The sequence below is a fragment of the Nocardia fodinahabitans genome, from assembly GCF_052983615.1.
In genome coordinates this window covers 6450313-6466176 of record NZ_JBRJJC010000001.1, presented here as the reverse complement: position 1 = coordinate 6466176, position 15864 = coordinate 6450313, and the positions used below count along the sequence as shown (strand labels likewise).

Annotated in this window: 13 protein-coding genes and 2 pseudogenes; 6 read left to right on the top strand and 9 right to left on the bottom strand. The window is 66.2% G+C overall.

The window, feature by feature from the left end:
* Window positions 1–8 precede the first annotated feature (8 nt).
* The 6 genes and pseudogenes from NV348_RS30455 to NV348_RS30430 form a co-directional block, all read right to left on the bottom strand.
* Complete coding sequence (locus NV348_RS30455; protein WP_447149937.1) at window positions 9–1409, bottom strand: dihydrolipoamide acetyltransferase family protein; 1401 nt, start codon at window positions 1407–1409, stop codon at window positions 9–11.
* A complete protein-coding gene (locus NV348_RS30450; RefSeq protein WP_447149936.1) occupies window positions 1409–2383 on the bottom strand; it encodes an alpha-ketoacid dehydrogenase subunit beta in 975 nt (324 codons plus the stop codon). Before NV348_RS30450 ends, NV348_RS30455 begins: the two co-directional genes overlap by 1 nt.
* Window positions 2380–3307: pseudogene (gene pdhA / locus NV348_RS30445) on the bottom strand (pyruvate dehydrogenase (acetyl-transferring) E1 component subunit alpha). The gene NV348_RS30450 and the pseudogene pdhA overlap by 4 nt, the downstream one beginning before the upstream one ends.
* A gap of 53 nt (window positions 3308–3360) precedes the next feature.
* Window positions 3361–5151, bottom strand: coding sequence for an acetate--CoA ligase (gene acsA, locus NV348_RS30440; RefSeq protein ID WP_447149935.1), 1791 nt, complete (start codon window positions 5149–5151; stop codon window positions 3361–3363).
* A gap of 46 nt (window positions 5152–5197) precedes the next feature.
* Window positions 5198–5458 (bottom strand): DUF1918 domain-containing protein, encoded by a 261-nt coding sequence (locus tag NV348_RS30435; RefSeq protein WP_447149934.1) that lies wholly within the window; start codon window positions 5456–5458, stop codon window positions 5198–5200.
* An 86-nt stretch (window positions 5459–5544) separates the two neighbouring features.
* Window positions 5545–5973 carry an Hsp20/alpha crystallin family protein gene (locus NV348_RS30430; protein WP_447149933.1) on the bottom strand — a complete coding sequence of 143 codons (429 nt, stop codon included), beginning with the start codon at window positions 5971–5973 and terminating at the stop codon, window positions 5545–5547.
* Between the two features lie 271 nt (window positions 5974–6244).
* Here NV348_RS30430 and NV348_RS30425 point away from each other — a divergent pair, with 271 nt between their 5' ends.
* The 4 genes from NV348_RS30425 to NV348_RS30410 all read left to right on the top strand — a co-directional run bounded on the left by NV348_RS30425 (window position 6245) and on the right by NV348_RS30410 (window position 10660).
* Entirely contained in the window at window positions 6245–6958 is a 714-nt protein-coding gene (locus NV348_RS30425; protein ID WP_447149932.1) for a dienelactone hydrolase family protein, read from the top strand.
* Window positions 6959–7010: 52 nt separating this feature from the next.
* A complete protein-coding gene (locus NV348_RS30420; RefSeq protein ID WP_447149931.1) occupies window positions 7011–7394 on the top strand; it encodes a hypothetical protein in 384 nt (127 codons plus the stop codon).
* A 14-nt stretch (window positions 7395–7408) separates the two neighbouring features.
* Window positions 7409–9478, top strand: a complete 2070-nt coding sequence (locus tag NV348_RS30415) for an NAD(+) synthase (RefSeq protein WP_447149930.1) — start codon at window positions 7409–7411, stop codon at window positions 9476–9478.
* Window positions 9479–9610: 132 nt separating this feature from the next.
* A complete protein-coding gene (locus NV348_RS30410) occupies window positions 9611–10660 on the top strand; it encodes an Acg family FMN-binding oxidoreductase (RefSeq protein WP_447149929.1) in 1050 nt (349 codons plus the stop codon).
* Window positions 10661–10788: 128 nt separating this feature from the next.
* Here the strand turns inward: NV348_RS30410 and NV348_RS30405 are convergent.
* Window positions 10789–11445: pseudogene (locus NV348_RS30405) on the bottom strand (DUF4389 domain-containing protein); the annotation flags it as partial.
* A gap of 279 nt (window positions 11446–11724) precedes the next feature.
* On the opposite strand from NV348_RS30405, the gene NV348_RS30400 reads away from it, so the two are divergent.
* The gene (locus tag NV348_RS30400) at window positions 11725–12003 is read left to right on the top strand and encodes a hypothetical protein (protein WP_447149928.1); all 279 of its coding nucleotides are present in this window, start codon (window positions 11725–11727) and stop codon (window positions 12001–12003) included.
* Window positions 12004–12712: 709 nt separating this feature from the next.
* On the opposite strand, the gene NV348_RS30395 is transcribed toward NV348_RS30400, so the two are convergent.
* Window positions 12713–13258: a carboxymuconolactone decarboxylase family protein gene (locus tag NV348_RS30395; protein WP_447149927.1), complete on the bottom strand. Its 546-nt coding sequence runs from the start codon at window positions 13256–13258 to the stop codon at window positions 12713–12715.
* Window positions 13259–13376: 118 nt separating this feature from the next.
* On the opposite strand from NV348_RS30395, the gene NV348_RS30390 reads away from it, so the two are divergent.
* Window positions 13377–13928, top strand: coding sequence for a TetR/AcrR family transcriptional regulator (locus NV348_RS30390; protein ID WP_447149926.1), 552 nt, complete (start codon window positions 13377–13379; stop codon window positions 13926–13928).
* A gap of 214 nt (window positions 13929–14142) precedes the next feature.
* Here the strand turns inward: NV348_RS30390 and NV348_RS30385 are convergent, their stop codons facing one another.
* Window positions 14143–15543, bottom strand: coding sequence for an ammonium transporter (locus NV348_RS30385; protein WP_447151190.1), 1401 nt, complete (start codon window positions 15541–15543; stop codon window positions 14143–14145).
* Window positions 15544–15864 lie beyond the last annotated feature (321 nt).

The window sequence follows — 15864 nt, the reverse complement described above, 5'->3', positions numbered from 1 at the left end:
CTCTGAGTTCACAACTGCTCCGGGCGTTGCAGCAGGTCGCCGAGCGTGTTGAGAAAGCGCGCACCCACCGCGCCATCGCTCGCGCGATGGTCGGCGGACAGGGTTGTCGTCACCTGTGGGCGGACTCCCAGCAGCCCATTCACCGCGCATGGTCGCTCGCTGACGGCTCCGAGGCCGACGATCGCCACTTGTGGTGGGGGAATCACCCCGAATACCGTGTCCACGCCCAGGTCGCCCAGATTCGTGACGGTGATGCTCGCCGGCGCGGCATCCGAGGACAGCAGCCGTGCCGAACGTGCCCGGTCGACGGCGCCGCGCAGCCGAACCATGAGCTCACGGAGCGGGATCGTGTCGGCGGCGACGATCGTGGGAGCGATCAGGCCACCCCCGCGCAGGGAGACGATGACACCGAGGTCGACGGACCCGGATGGGCGGAACCCGCCGTCGAACCAGTGGCCGTTGACCTCGGGCACGGCGCGCGCGGCCAGCGCCACCGCACGCAACTGCACCGCCGCCATGATCATCCGATCCTGCACGGGCGCGGCCTCGTTCACTGCGTGCAACCACGTGGTCGCGGCATCGAGATCTACGGTGGCGGAGAGATAGTAGTGCGGGATGGTCTGCTTGGACCGTGCCATCGCAGTGCTGACAGCTCGGCGCATCGCGGCCCGATCCCGCGGCCCGTTGCTCGACCGCGGGGGCGTGGCATCCTCGGCAGCGATCACCGGCTTCCCGCCACCAGGCGTCGCCTCCTCGACATCGCGGGAGCTGATCGCGCCGCCGGGTCCGGTGCCGTGCAGAGCGGAGAGATCGATACCGCGTCGGGTTGCCAGGTCACGGGCACGTCCGGAGGCGCGAGTATGGGTCGACGGATGCGCACCATCGTCGGTCGAGTGGGATTCGGGCGCGTGCGCCCGCCGAGGCGCCCCGGACGTGTCGGTGGGGGCACTGCCCTGCGCGGCGACAGCGCTCTCGATGTCACCGCGCAGGACGCGTCCCTCCGGCCCGGAACCGTGCACACTCGACAGGTCGATACCCGCCTCCTGCGCCAACCGCTGAACCAGCGGAGTGGCCCGCGCCTGGTCGATCGGTGTCGTGCTGATGACCGCCCGCGGCGCGGTGTCGCGTGCGGCCTGCTCCCGGGAGGAAGGAAGCTCGGTGGCAGGGTGGTCGGCTACCGGTCGAATCGTCGCAAGTACGGTGCCTACCGGCACGGTGGTGCCTTCCGGCACGAGCAGTTGCCCGATGGTGCCGTCTTCGAAGCATTCCACCTCGATCGCGGCCTTGGTGGTATCGACCTCCGCGACGATATCGCCCTTGTGCACGACATCGCCGGGGCCGACGCGCCATTCCAGCAAGGTGCCCTCTTCCATATCCGCCCCCAGCGACGGCATGCGGAACTCGGCCATCACTCCACCACCTCACGCACCGTGGTGACCACGTCGGACACCTGGGGTAACGCGGCTCGCTCCAAGTGTTCGGCATAGGGGATCGGAACCTCGGCCGTGCACACGCGGCGCACGGGGGCATCGAGCTCGTAGTAGGCGTCCTCCGCGGCGCGAGCGGCGATCTCGGCGGCGATCCCCACACTGCGCCATCCCTCATCGACGATGACGAGTCGATGAGTGCGGCCCAGCGATTCCAGCAATGTCGCCTCGTCCAGCGGTCGCAGGACCCGCAGATCTATGACCTCGGCATCGATGCCGTCGGCAGCCACTTCTTCCGCGGCTGCCTCGGCCACCCGCAGCGCGCCACCGTAAGCCACCACGGTGACCTCTGAGCCACGGCGCGTGATCCGTGCCCGCGTGGTATCGGTCGCGCCTGCGCTCTCGTCGAGATCCGCCTGGCTGTTGTACAGGGCGATCGGCTCGAAGATCACCACGGGGTCCGGGTCTTGCAGCGCTGTCCACAGCATGCCGCGGGCGTCGGCGACCGTCGCGGCCGAGACCACGCGAAGCCCGGGAATGTGGGCGTAGAAGGATTCCAGGCTGTGTGAATGCTGGGCGGCCAGCTGCCGTCCCGCGCCGGTGGCCATACGGATGACCAGTGGGACCGACAGCTGTCCGCCGGACATGTGGCGCAGCGTGGCCGCGTTGTTGAGGATCTGGTCCAGGGCCAGGAGGCTGAAATTCACGGTCATGATCTCGACGACGGGCCGCAAACCCCCGAGTGCCGCGCCGATACCGGCGCCGACGAAGCCCGACTCGCTCAACGGGGTGTCCCTGACCCGGTCCGGGCCGAATTCGTCGAGCAGACCCCGGCTGACGCCGAAGCAACCGCCGTAGGCGCCGACGTCCTCCCCCATCAGGAAGACCCGTTCGTCTCGGATGAGGGCCTCACGCAACGCTTCCCGGACAGCGTCCCGATAAGTCGTCGTTGTCATGCCGACTCCGTGTATACGTAGCGCGTCAGATCTTCGACCGGTTCGATGGGGGCAGCGTCGGCCACGGCGACGGCGGCATCGATTTCGTCGTCGGCGGCCCGCTGGAGCGATTCGAGGTCGTCGTCACGTAGATCACCCGCGTCGCGTAGGCGGGCGAACAGCGCGGGAATCGGATCCCGCCGGACCCATTGTGCGATCTCGGCCTTGTCGCGATAGCGGTCCGCGTCGTACAGCGAATGCGCGCGAAAGCGGTAGGTGCGCAACTCGAGAAAACACGGTCCGCCGCCTCCCCGGATAGTGGCCACGGCCCGGTCGGTCGCGGCAGCTACCGCGCAGGCATCCATGCCGTCGACCGGCCATGCGGGCAGGCCGTAGGAAGCTGCGCGCAGGGCCAAGTCGGTGACAGCGTGTTCGCGGGCGAGGGCCGTGCCCATCGCGTATCGGTTGTTCTCGCACGCGAACAGCACGGGAAGCCGCCACAGCGCGGCCAGGTTCAGCGATTCGTGGAACTCGCCCTCGGCCATCGCCCCGTCACCGAACAGGCACACTGTCACGCCGGGTCGTTCTCGGACGGCGTCCGCCAGGGCCAGGCCCACCGCGATCGGCAGGCCGCCCGGCGACGATGGCGTTGCCGCCGTAGAAGCGACGTTCGGCATCGAACAGGTGCATCGATCCGCCGTGCCCGCGGCTACAACCGCTCACGCGGCCGTACATCTCGGCCATGATCGCGCTCATCGGGACACCACGGGCGAGCGCGTGCCCGTGCTCGCGATAGGTCGAGACAACCGCGTCCTCCGGCCTGAGGGAACTGAGCACGCCCGCCGCGACCGCCTCCTCACCGATGTACAGGTGGAGAAAACCTCGAATGGTTCCTTCGCTGTAGAGCTGGACGCAGCGTTCCTCGAATCGGCGGATGCGGACCATCTGACGCAGCAGATCGATGCGCTGCGCGCTGTCCGGCGGGTAGTCGGTGCGGGTCACGGCGCATCCTCCAAGGTCGAGACATCGCCCTCGGGCAGGCCGAGTTCGCGCGCCTTCAGCAGCCGCCGCATGACCTTTCCGCTGCGAGTGTGTGGAAGGCCGGCAACGAATTCGACCTGCTTGGGCGCCACCGCGCCGAGCGCGCGCCTGCCGAACGCAGTCAGTTCGGATCGCAACTCCTCCGACGGACGAACACCGGACCGCAGCAACACGAATGCCTTGACCACTTCTCCGGCGACGGGATCAGGCGTGCCGATGACACCGGCTTCGGCGACCGCGGGATGCTGCATCAGGGCGCTCTCGACCTCGAACGGCCCGACCAGGTGTCCGGCCGACTTGATCACATCGTCGGCGCGCCCGACGAACCAGTAGTAGCCCGCACCGTCACGGCGAGCCAGATCGCCGCTGAGATACCACCCGTCGACAAAACATCGCTGATACCGCTCAGGCTGGTCCCAGTAGGCACGGAACATCGACGGCCAGCCCGCGCGCAACGCGAGCTCGCCGATCTCGCCCACTCCGGCGACATCGATCGTGCCGTCACGGACCAGCACACGCCCATTCGCACCACGTCGCACCACGGCCGCCTCGATACCGGGCAGCGGTCGGCCCATCGATCCGGGTCTCACCTGCGCGGCAGCGAAGTTGGCGATCATGATCGCGCCCGTCTCGGTCTGCCACCAGTTGTCGTGCACGGGATGGCCGAGGACCCGCTCACCCCACACCACCACCTCTGGGTTCAGCGGCTCCCCCACACTGGCGATGAACCGCAGACTCCCCAAGTCGGTGCCTTCGGGCAAAGTATCTCCGCTCCGCATGAGCATGCGCAGCGCGGTAGGCGCCGTGTACCACACCGATACTCGCTGGTCCGTCAGAATTCGGTACCACCGCCGGGCATCGAACTCGCTCTCGTCGCTGATCAGGGTGACGCCCAGACACAGGGGCGCGATGACGCCGTAGGACATCCCGGTGACCCAGCCGGGATCTGCCGTGCACCAGAAGATGTCCCCGTCCTGCAGATCCAAGGCGAACCGTGCGGTCACGATGTGCGCGAGCACCGCACCGTGGACGTGCAGTGCCCCTTTGGGTTGTCCCGTCGTACCGCTGGTGAAATGCAGCAGGGCGGGGTCGTCGGCGGTGGTAGGTGTGATCTCGAAGTCCGGGTCGGCCGCGGCCATGGCAGCGGGCAGGTCGACGCCCCCGGCCCCGCCATCGGTGAGCAGCACCGTCCGGAGGGCGGGCACCGCGTCCCGGATCGGCGCCACCTTGCGCCGATAGAGCAGCTCGGAGGTGATCAACGCCGCGGCGCCCGCGATGTCGAGCCGCTGTCGGACAGGCTCCGGACCGAACGCCGAGAACATCGGCGCGACCACACATCCGGCCTTCAAGATGCCCAGGACCGCGACATAGAGTTCGGGACAACGGCCCAGCAGTACTCCGACCCGTTCGCCGCGCTGAATCCCCTGTGCCCGCAATACATTCGCGAACCGGCTGCTCGCCTCGGCCAGCTCGGCGTAGCTCGATTCCACCACGCCGCCGTCGGCGCGCAGCCAGCGCAACGCGATCGAGTGTGCTCTGGGACCCGCGGCATGCCTGTCGACAGCCTCGTAGGCGATGTTGAGACCGCCGCCCGGCAGCCCGGCGAGCTGCGAGCGCGCCGCGTCCCAGGAGAACTCGCGACAGGTCGATTCGTAGTCGCGCAGATTCGCCCGACCAGATCGCGAGCCCCGTGTGCTCGTCGATCCGACGGCGATCGTGTCGGTGCGCGGGGTGCCGGGTTCGGTCATGTCCGTCCTTTCATCCTCGCCTCGACGGAGGGATCGGCGCCCTCGCTCAGACCGGATGGCTCGGCTGATGCTGCATCGAGGAGAATCGCGCGGCCGCGACCTCCTCCTGTGCCCGCAATTCGGACCCGGTGAGCACATAAGCGTCGGGCCCGGGAAAGGTCAGCGCCCGATGACCGTCATCGGTCCAATGCACCAGGTAGGGCGGCGACCCGTCTGGTGAGTGGACCTCTTCGATCAGCCCCCGCCGGACGGCGCCACCGACGGTGTGTCCCTCGACAACGAGCCAGTCACCTGGTTTCGCATGCATAACGTGCCTCCTTGCTTATCGGACGGTTTCTCACCCCGGAGCCCGAGACGACGCGTGTTCCCGACCGTCACTCGGGTGATCTGCTGTTACCCGCCCGATTCGACGGCGATATGACGTTCTTGGGCCTTCTCGGGCTCGGTCACCGGGATCGAGACGGTGAGGATGCCTTGGTCGTACTTGGCGGAGATGTCGTCTTCGGCCGCACCGGCGGGCAGGGCGATCGAGCGGGTGAACGAGCCGTATCCGAACTCGGTGCGACCTTTGGTCTCCTTGCGCTCACTACGCTCGGCCGTGATGGTCAGCACGCCCTCGCGCACGGTGACGGCGATATCCTTCGCCGGATCGACACCAGGGAGTTCCGCTCGCAGCAGGTACTTGTCGTCGGAGATCTCCTCCTCGACCTTGATGAGCCGGCCTTCGAAGAGCGGGCGAAGGTTCTCGACCGGCGGGAACCCGGTCAGCCAGTCGTTCACCGCAGGAAACAGGCGGTGCCGGTGGGCAGGCAGATTACTCATGTTCGGCTCCTCGGTTGTTGTCTCGGATACCTCGATCCGATCAAAATCCGGGGGTGCGGGCCTAGAGCCCGCAGGCCCTGCCTGGATGGTCGTTTGTCACTGCGAGACCGCACACTGTTCGTACTCGGGTGCGGTGAACCCGATCGACTCCCCCCTTCGTCCGGTGCCCGCCATTCGAGGGCCGTGCGACTCATGGGTTGGCGACCTGTGGCACTTTTCGCGACCACGTGCGCGGATCGAGACTGACTGGCATCGGATCCAGGAGGAAAAGGTGACTCTCGCTCACAATGTCGATCCTGTCCTCGCATATGACCTCGAAGTGACGATCGACGCCGCAGGAATAGACCTACTCGGACGGCTACGGGTGCCACCGCAGGCACTCGGAGTGGTCGTCGTCGCGCACGGCAGCGGGAGCACCCGAAGCGACCGACGCAATGTCGTCCTCGCCCAGTCCCTGGCAAGCCACCGACTCGCCTCGGTGACCGTCGACCTGCTGTCGCCGACCGAACACCACAACATCGACAGGATCTTCGACGTCCGTCTGCTCGGCAGCCGATTGACCGCAACCCGGCGCTGGCTGTGGACGACAGTGTGCCGCGAACTCCCTGTCGGCTACTTCGGCCTCGGCTCGGACGCGCCAGTGGCGCTGTGGGCTGCCGCCGAACCGCACAGCCGGATCGAGGCCGTTGTCATCAGAGGCGGGCGCCCGGATCTGGCAGGTGCCCGGCTGGCCCGAATCACCGCTCCGACGCTGTTGCTGATCGGCGGCGGAGATCGACAAGTGCTGGCACACAACCGTTCCGCGGCCGCGAGCATGCGCTGCGAACACCGCGTCACAGACATGTCCGCGCCCGGGCGCCGGCCGACCGGCAGCCAACTCGCCCAATGGGAGTCCTATCTGTCGGCGATGTGGTTCACCGAGCACCTGCGCCCACCAGACCCTGCCAAGTCGAAGACACCGCGAACCGGCGGCAGAGATGACTGATGTATCCGATCCGCCGGAATCCCCGGCAGACCCAGCGAAAGGAAAGGATTCCATGAACACCGACAGGGCCTCGAGCCCCTCCGAACGCCACCGGGTCGCCCGCCTCGCGGTCGCCGAACTCGGCGCCGACCGCGACAACCGCACACTCCTGCGCGTACGTTGCGGTCGCAGCCACCACGTCGCCGCCGTGTTCGACACCTCCGCGGGCGCCGTGTACGAATCACTCGTCGGTCCGCATGCGCACGGACAGCGGGATTTCGTCGACGAACCACACCACGGCGCCACGCACGGGACCCGCTATATCGATCTGCTGAACGGCGGACCGCTCATCGACGACCAACTCCCGGCCTCCTGTGAGTGCGGCAGCTATCACCTGTCCCGAACCGAGGTACGCCGCGCGATGGACGAAGGCAAACACACCTTGCAGCTGCATTGACGGAGTGGGACGTCGTGACGGAGGAATGGCCTTTTCGGAGCCTGTATCGCCATGGTTTCGCCCGCGTCGCGGTCGCTGTTCCGACAGTCGGTGTGGCGGATCCGGCCTATAACGCCGAGCACACACTGCGCTTGGCCCGGCAGGCAGCCGACGATGACGTCGTTGTCACGGTCTTCCCGGAATTGGGTCTGTCCAGCTACACCGCCGACGATCTATTCCACCAGGACGCATTGGACACCGCTGTGCGGTCGGCTTTGGAACGGCTGATCGCGCTGAGTTCCGACATCGCCACCGTCATGGTGGTAGGTGCGCCGATACGCGCGCACGGCCGCCTGTTCAATTGCGCTGTTGCCATCAACGGCGGGCAGGTAGTGGGAGTGGTACCGAAGAGCTACCTGCCGAACTTTCAGGAATTCTACGAAAAACGGCAGTTCGCCGCCGCCCGCGACGCGGTCGACGACCACCTCGACATCGCCGGGCAGCGCGTACCGTTCGGGGCGGACTTGTTGTTCGAGGCGTCGAATCTCGACGGGTTCGTGTTGCACCTGGAGATCTGTCAGGACAGCTGGGTTCCGGCGCCGCCCAGCGTCTTCGCGGCATTGTCCGGCGCGACCGTCCTGGCCAACCTATCGGCCAGCAACATCGTGGTCGGCAAGGCGGAGTACCGGCGCGAGCTCTGCGTGGCGACCTCGGCCCGCAACGTCGCCGCCTACCTCTACACCTCCGCCGGGCATGGCGAGTCCACCACCGATATGGCGTGGGACGGCCAGGCGATGATCTGCGAAAACGGGAACGTGCTCGCGGAGGGCACCCGATTCGGCACCGAACCGCAACTGGTCAGCGCCGATATCGATCTACAGCGCCTCGCCGCGGATCGCTTGCGCATGACCAGCTTCACCGACAACGCCACCGACCACCGAGAACGCGTGCGGCGGTTCCGGCGCATCCCGATCGCCCTGCCGATCCCCGACACCGCGCCCGTGCTTCGACGCGACATCCCACGATTCCCCTACGTCCCCGTCGACCCACACAGCCGGGACGAACGGTGTGCCGAGGTGCACCACATCCAGGTCGCAGGGCTGAGCACCCGGATGGCCGCGACCGGATCACAGCACCCGGTCATCGGAGTCTCCGGCGGCCTCGATTCCACACTCGCGCTGATCGTCGCGATCCGGACCATGGATCGGCTGGGGCTGCCGCGGTCGAATGTGCTGGCTTACACCATGCCGGGCTTCGCCACGAGTACCGCGACGCTGGAGAACGCACGCCGGTTGATGCGGGCTCTCGGAGCTACCGCTCACGAAATCGATATCACCGGCTCCGCCCGGCAGATGCTGCGCGACCTGGGACACCCCGCGGCCGATGGCACAGCACAGTACGACATCACCTACGAAAACGTGCAGGCCGGCGAACGCACCGCACACCTGTTCCGGTTGGCGAACATGCACCGCGGCTTGGTAGTCGGCACCGGCGATCTCAGCGAGCTCGCGCTGGGGTGGTGCACTTTCGGTGTCGGCGATCAGATGGCGCACTACAGCGTGAATGCCTCGGTACCGAAGACCCTCATCGAACACCTGATTTCCTGGAACGCCGAGCGCGGCGATCTCGGCCCGGACGCCAGTGCGGTTCTCCGGTCCGTGCTCGACACACGAATTTCGCCGGAATTGGTCCCGGTGCCGGAAGGCGCGCCGATACAGAGCTCCGAAGACGTGGTCGGTCCCTACGAACTGCAGGATTTCCATCTCTATCAGCTGTTGCGTTTCGGCGCTCGTCCGAGCCGAGTCGCCTATCTCGCCTATCAGGCGTGGGGCGATCGCACGCGAGGACGATGGCCCGATGCCATTCCCGAGCAGCACCGCCACGAATACGACCTGCCCGCGATCAAGTACTGGCTCGCGGAGTTTCTGCGCCGGTTCATCCAGACCAGCCAATTCAAACGGTCGACCTTGCCCAACGCGCCCAAAGTGGGCTCGGGCGGTTCCCTGTCCCCCCGCGGGGATTGGCGTGCTCCCAGCGATGCCTCGGCGAAGGCATGGCTCGATGAGCTGGACCGCAACGTCCCCGTTCACCTCCCCGGCCATTGACCCGCCGATGAACCGGGCGCCGTCGCGACGGCTGCGCCCGGTGTTCGCCACGACAGCACTCGGGTCCAATGGCGCAGGTGTCCGGGGCGAATGGCACTGATGCCCGCGCGCACGCGCACCTACCGTCGAGCTATGGACAACGTACCGACCGGAGAGACTGTCGACGAGGCCGTTCGTGTTGCCGGACGCGCTCCGTCACTGCACAACACCCAGCCCTGGCGGTGGTCCTTCGACGGGCAGACGATGCGCCTCTTTTCCGTACCCGAGCGCATGTTGCCCTCGACAGACACCTCGGGCAGACAGATGCTGCTCAGCTGTGGCATCGCCTTGGACCACTTCCGGGTGGCGATGGCCGCCGCGGGCTGGCGGTCGAGCATCACCAGATTCCCCGACCCGAATCGACGAGTCCACCTCGCGACCATCTCCTTCCAGCGAGCCGACTTCGTCACCGACGCCGATCTGACCCGCGCGGACGCGATTTCCCGGCGCCGGACCGATCGACGGCCGTTCCTGGCGCCACCGGCATGGACCGATGTCGAATCCGTACTGCGTGCCTCGTTCTCTCCTGCCGATGCCGTGCTGGATGTTCTCGCCGACGACAGCCGCCCAGCACTCGCCCATGCTGCGCGAGCGAGCGCGGCGATCCGCCGCTACGACGCCGGGTACCAGGCAGAACTGCACTGGTGGACAGGACATGAGTTCGCCGCCGAGGGGGTTCCACCGCAAGCGCTGCCCACCCCGGAGGATCACCGACGAGTGGGCGTCGATCGCAGCTTTCCGGCGTTTCCGGATTCCGCACCGGAGTCGGGCCCCGACGTCGATCATTCGATGGTGCTGGTCCTGACCACCGACGGTGACTCCCCCGAGGAGGTCCTCCGCTGCGGCGAGGTCGTCTCGACCCTGCTACTCGAGTGCACGCTCCTGGGACTGGCTACCTGCCCACTGACCAACCTCACCGAACTCCCCCACGGCCGGGCCGCTATCGACGAGTTGACCGGGCGTGCCGGAAAACCACAGATCCTGATTCGTACGGGCGTAGTGGCCACCACACCATCGGGGGAACCGATGACACCTCGGCTTCCCCTGGCAGAAATCCTCGAAACAACTTCCACGGCAATATCTTCCGAGCCGCGACCCGCAAGCGGCACTGCTTCCACCGCTCACGCGGAGGACGAGCTCTGACCAGGACACCCCCACTCACGACCACCCGGTAGCGATCAAGACCTCTGCCCGAGTTGCGACGTACCCTAGACCGCGCGGCACGCCCGGGTGAAGCTCGCTTCCACTGATGCGGCAGTTCCCGCCGTCGACTACACGGTCGGCACCGGGTCTGAACCGACTGGCTCGCGCGGGCCCTGGTCGAGCCGGAACGGCGGATATTCGTCCCGCATCAGCCCCGCGTACGCGACGACCCGATACAGCCACCGGTTGATGCCGAGCACGAAATCGAAAAGCCGATGTGGATACCTCGCGGTGAACAGCAGGATCACCGCCGCGATCACGACCAGGACCCCGAGCAGCGGAATAGTGGTGACACCGGTTTCGCTACCGAATCCGACACTGCCGCCGGTCATCGCGAGTGCGATCGCATAGTGCGGAATCGCCAGCAGCCACCATTTGAACAGCACCAGCGACCGGGACAAGCGCTCCGGATACGCGACATGGAAGTCAGCGGGATAATCGGTCGAGCGCAGCGTGAACGGTGGATACCGATCGGTTCCCAACGCCGCGAAGGAATAGAACTGGACTCGCCACGACCACCGGACGACCCCGACGTTGAAGTCGAAAAGCGACCTCGGGTACCGGCCCGTGACAAGGATCGCGACGCCGGCCACCACTGTGAGCAGGAAGAACGCGACCCACAGGAAGAACAAGACGACGACATGCGGAATCACCAGGATCCACTTGACCAGCCACAGCCAGCGCGACAGCGGCTCATCCAGATCCCCCCGCAATCGCACCGGATAGGGGTTCTCAGGAGCTTCCATCATGACGTCCTCGAATCGCGATACAGAAATCGGGTACCCCGCCGGACCCCAATCCTGACGCCCCTGGCACTGGATCGTTAGGGGATATGGTCCACGACCGGCAGCCGAATTGCCCTTTCCAACATCCATCACGGTCTCGCGTGCCGCGATAAATCATCCGATCACGCCGCACCCGCTGATAGGTTGCGTGCCATGTCAGCCTCCGACGCCCCCGAATCTGTCGAAGACCTCGGTCCCCCGCGCCGTACCACACAGCGCATGATCGGTGGTATCGCCCTGATCCTTGTGGCGGGAGTCCTGCTGGTCGGCGGAATCCAGGCGATTGTCGACCCGGCCGCCGTGGTCGCCGGGTCATCGCGCTCCGCGCGCAGTCCGGACACCGACGCCGAGGCGAAGATCGGCGGGTTGCTGCTGTGCTTCTTCGGGATCACGGTGCTCGGCTTCGGCATCGGTTTGGCCACCAGCAAGAAGGCGCCGAGGGGTCGACAGTCTTCGAGATCGTCACTCGCATCCGGTGGTTCTGTCGGTGATTTGTGACGTCATCTATCGGTGGATGCCGACATCGGTCTCAGTCCGAAGGTGTTCGTATCGCCGAATTTTGACGTCGTGATCTTGGTTGCGGCGCGAGAATGCGTGTGCTTCATCCCGAACCGTGCGTGGGAAGGTCACAGATGCCCCGTCGATCAAAGGTCGAGCTATACGCGGCGATCCGGCGGGACGAACGAGCTGGGATGTCAGGTCGAGCGTCGCAGGCCGAGTACCGGGGTGGGGTGGCGCTTCCTGACCTGCCGAGAGGAAACAACGGTGAACGGCTTTGCCCGAGAACGACATCCGCAGTGTGGCCAGGCACACCACCACGAGTTCGCCACGCAGCCGGATAGTGACATCACCGAAGTCGACCTCAGCCTCTTCACCGGGGGCGGTGAGTCTGCCGGATGAACACCTCAGCGGGCCCATGACCAGCCTCGGCACTGATCTTCGGTTTGCGCTCAGCCACGTAGTCCCCGACCGTTTGGTATGAGACGCCAACCATGCCGTGCTCGTCGACGAGCCGGGCGAACAGGCGCTTGACCGTCGAGTCAATCGAAACCGGCACCGACTCCTACCGCCTCGCCCGCACAAGCCGCCGCTAGGTGATGTCGAAACTCACCGAGAGATCCCAGGTGAGGCCACCTTTCTGCAACACTGTGCAGCAGTCCACGGTGGCCCACCCAGGGTCTTCGACGACCCGGATATCGGGTGACCGTCAGGCAGTGACCGCCGACAGCGGCGTCACCAGCGGCCACTCGACGTCAACTCCGAGAGCTTCGTTGACGTAGTTCGTGAAAATGTTGCGCGCGACGTTGGCGACCACCTCCACGATCTGCTCATCCGACAGCCCCGCCGACCGTGCAGCCTCGAATTCGGCCTCATCGATATGGCCTCGACGCTCCACGACGGCCAGCGCCAGCCGCAAGATCGCCGCGCTGCGCGCATCCTCGCTCTCGCCGCGACGTGCGGCCTGGATCTCGGCCTCGTCGAGCTTGACGACATTGCGCGAGACGGCACTGTGAGCCGACAGGCAGTAGGAGCAACCATTGGCCTCGGCAACTGCCAAGGCGATCCGCTCCTGATCAGGCGCACTCAGCACCCCGGCCTTCAACGCACCGAACATACCGAGGAACCCACGCAGCGCTGCCGGGCTGTTCGCCAGCGCTTTCGCCATGTTCGGCACCACACCCATGGTGGTGCGCGTGGCCGTCAACTGCTCGGCGGCAGCACCGGTCGCGGTAGAGGGATCGATCAGATTCACACGAGACATGGCGTCCCCACCTTCCAAATCGAACCGAACCGTTCAGTTCGATCGAGTGAAACCTAAGCCAGTCCGCCTCCGCTGTCAAACGAACTAGTTCGTTCGATAGGGTGGTGTGGTGACGACCTCGACTCGCCCCCCATCCGTGCAGCAGCGACTCCTCGACACCGCCGATGCGATGTTCTACGCCGAGGGGATCCGCGCTGTCGCCATCGACCGGGTCATCGCCGAGAGTGGAGTCTCGAAATCGACCATGTACGTGCACTTCCGCACCAAGGAAGACCTCGTGCAGGCATACCTGCGCCGCCGCACCGACAATTGGCGCGCTCGCGTCGAAGCCGAAGTCGCCCACCGCGCGACCGATCCCGCCGAGCAGGCATTGACCGTCTTCGACCTGTTCGACGAGATGTTCCATACCCCCGGCTACCGCGGCTGCCCCTTCGTCAACGCCGCCGCCGAATACCCCCACCACGACGGAATCCGCGAGACGATTGCCTATCACCGCAACTGGATCAACGGCCTGTTTCCGAAGATCCTCGGCGACCGCTGCGATCCCGAGCTGGCAGCCAGCCTTGTTCAGCTCCTCGACGGCGCAATCGCCGCCGCCCATCTCGACGGCGACCTCGACTCCGCACAGCGCGCACGCCGCACCGCCGAGCGGATCCTCTGACGACGAGTCCCGAACTGAAGTCGGCACGCCGGGCCGGCACCGACGTCAAAATTGACCGATGCGGCCTCGTAGTGCCCGCCTGACGGCAGAATTCATCAACAAACGACGTCAGGATTTGCTGGCATAACCACATCCGGCAATACAGGATCAATCCGCTCCAGTTCAGTGGCTCCTTCGCGAAGCGATCGTACCGAGGCACTCGCCCAACCTGCGATCACCATAAGTGGTCGTTGGGCCGCGAGGCGGGGCGGGGATCAGGGAGGCGTTGGGGCCGGGACAGCGTCCGAGCCTGTACAGGAGTAGGAGCCAGGGTGCCGGACGGCATGCTCAGGCTGTAGGCGGACTCGGCATGTTCGGATTCGTCGATGCCCTCGGCCTCGGCCCCGGAGTCGACTCGCAGGCCGATGAGCCTGTCGACTATCCACGCCAGCAGCAGGGTCGCCACGAAGGAGTAGGCCATGACGGCCACCGAAGCGATGGCCTGGCGCTGCAGCTGGACGAACCCGCCACCATAGAGAAGACCGTTGCCGCCTGCGGAGTTGACCGAGGCATCGGCGAACAGGCCGACCATCAGCGTGCCCACCAATCCGCCGACCAGGTGGACTCCGACCACGTCGAGGGAATCGTCGTAGCCGAAGGCGTATTTCAGGCTGACGGCGAGTGCGCAGCAGATGCCCGCGACCACGCCGATGCCCAGGGCGCCGACAGCTCCGACGAAGCCGCACGCGGGGGTGATGGCGACCAGGCCCGCGACCGCGCCCGAGGAAGCGCCGACGGTGGTGGGTCTACCGTCTCGGAGTTGTTCGACGACGATCCACGCGAACGACGCGGCGCCCGCCGCGATGGTGGTGTTGGTAAATGCCAAGGCGGCGAGATCGCCTGCGGCCAGAGCAGATCCGGCGTTGAAGCCATACCAGCCGAACCACAGCAGGGACGCACCGAGCAGAGTGAACGGCACATTGTGTGGACGTGCGACGCTGCGCGGCCAGCCATGGCGCTTGCCGACCACGAGCGCCAACGCCAGCGCCCCCGCGCCCGCGTTGATGTGCACCGCGGTGCCGCCCGCGAAATCGAACGCTCCCAGCCGGTTCGCGATCCAACCGCCGACATCCGGGGATGTGCCGGAGGAGCCGGTGTCGGTGAATCCGGTGACATGGAAAACCCAATGCGCGACCGGGAAATACACGACCGTGACCCACAGGACCACGAACAATATCCACGACCAGAACCGGGCCCGACCGGCGATCGCACCGGTGATCAGCGCCGTCGTGATGACCGCGAACATCAACTGGAACATCACGAACGCCATGGTCGGGATCTGGTGGCCCACAGGCCCGGACAACGTCCCCTGGGTCGTGCGCAGCAGCGCATGCGACATGTCGCCCACGAGCCCGTAATAGGCGTCGTCGCCGAATGCTTCGCTGTAGCCGTAGAGCAGCCACAGCGTCGACACCACACCCAGACAGCTGAAGTTCATCATCAGCATGTTGAGCACACTCTTGCTGCCCACCATGCCGCCGTAGAAGAACGCCAGTCCCGGTGTCATCAACATGACCAGCGCGGCGCAGGCCAGCACCCACGCGGTATCTCCCGAATTCACACTCGTACCTCTTATCCAACGGGATTCCGGCACAGCATCGAGAAGCGCTGTTTCCCAGGACAACCCGCGGTGTTTCGTGTCGATGAATTCAGCGGACCGGGTCGGGCAGGTCACCGCGCGCCCACAACTCGCGGCCGATGACCTCACCCGGTCCTCGGGCAGGACCCGGTAGTCCGGGTGCACACATCGGGCCGGACCTCCGTGGCCGGCGCCGACGATCCGGACCGAGCCGCCCGATCTGCACGCGGCCTGTCGCCGCATCCCCAGCGGAGAACGCCCGAAAAACAGCCATCTACCAGCCGATTAGTTCCTACACAGAGTGGTGCGGTAATCTTT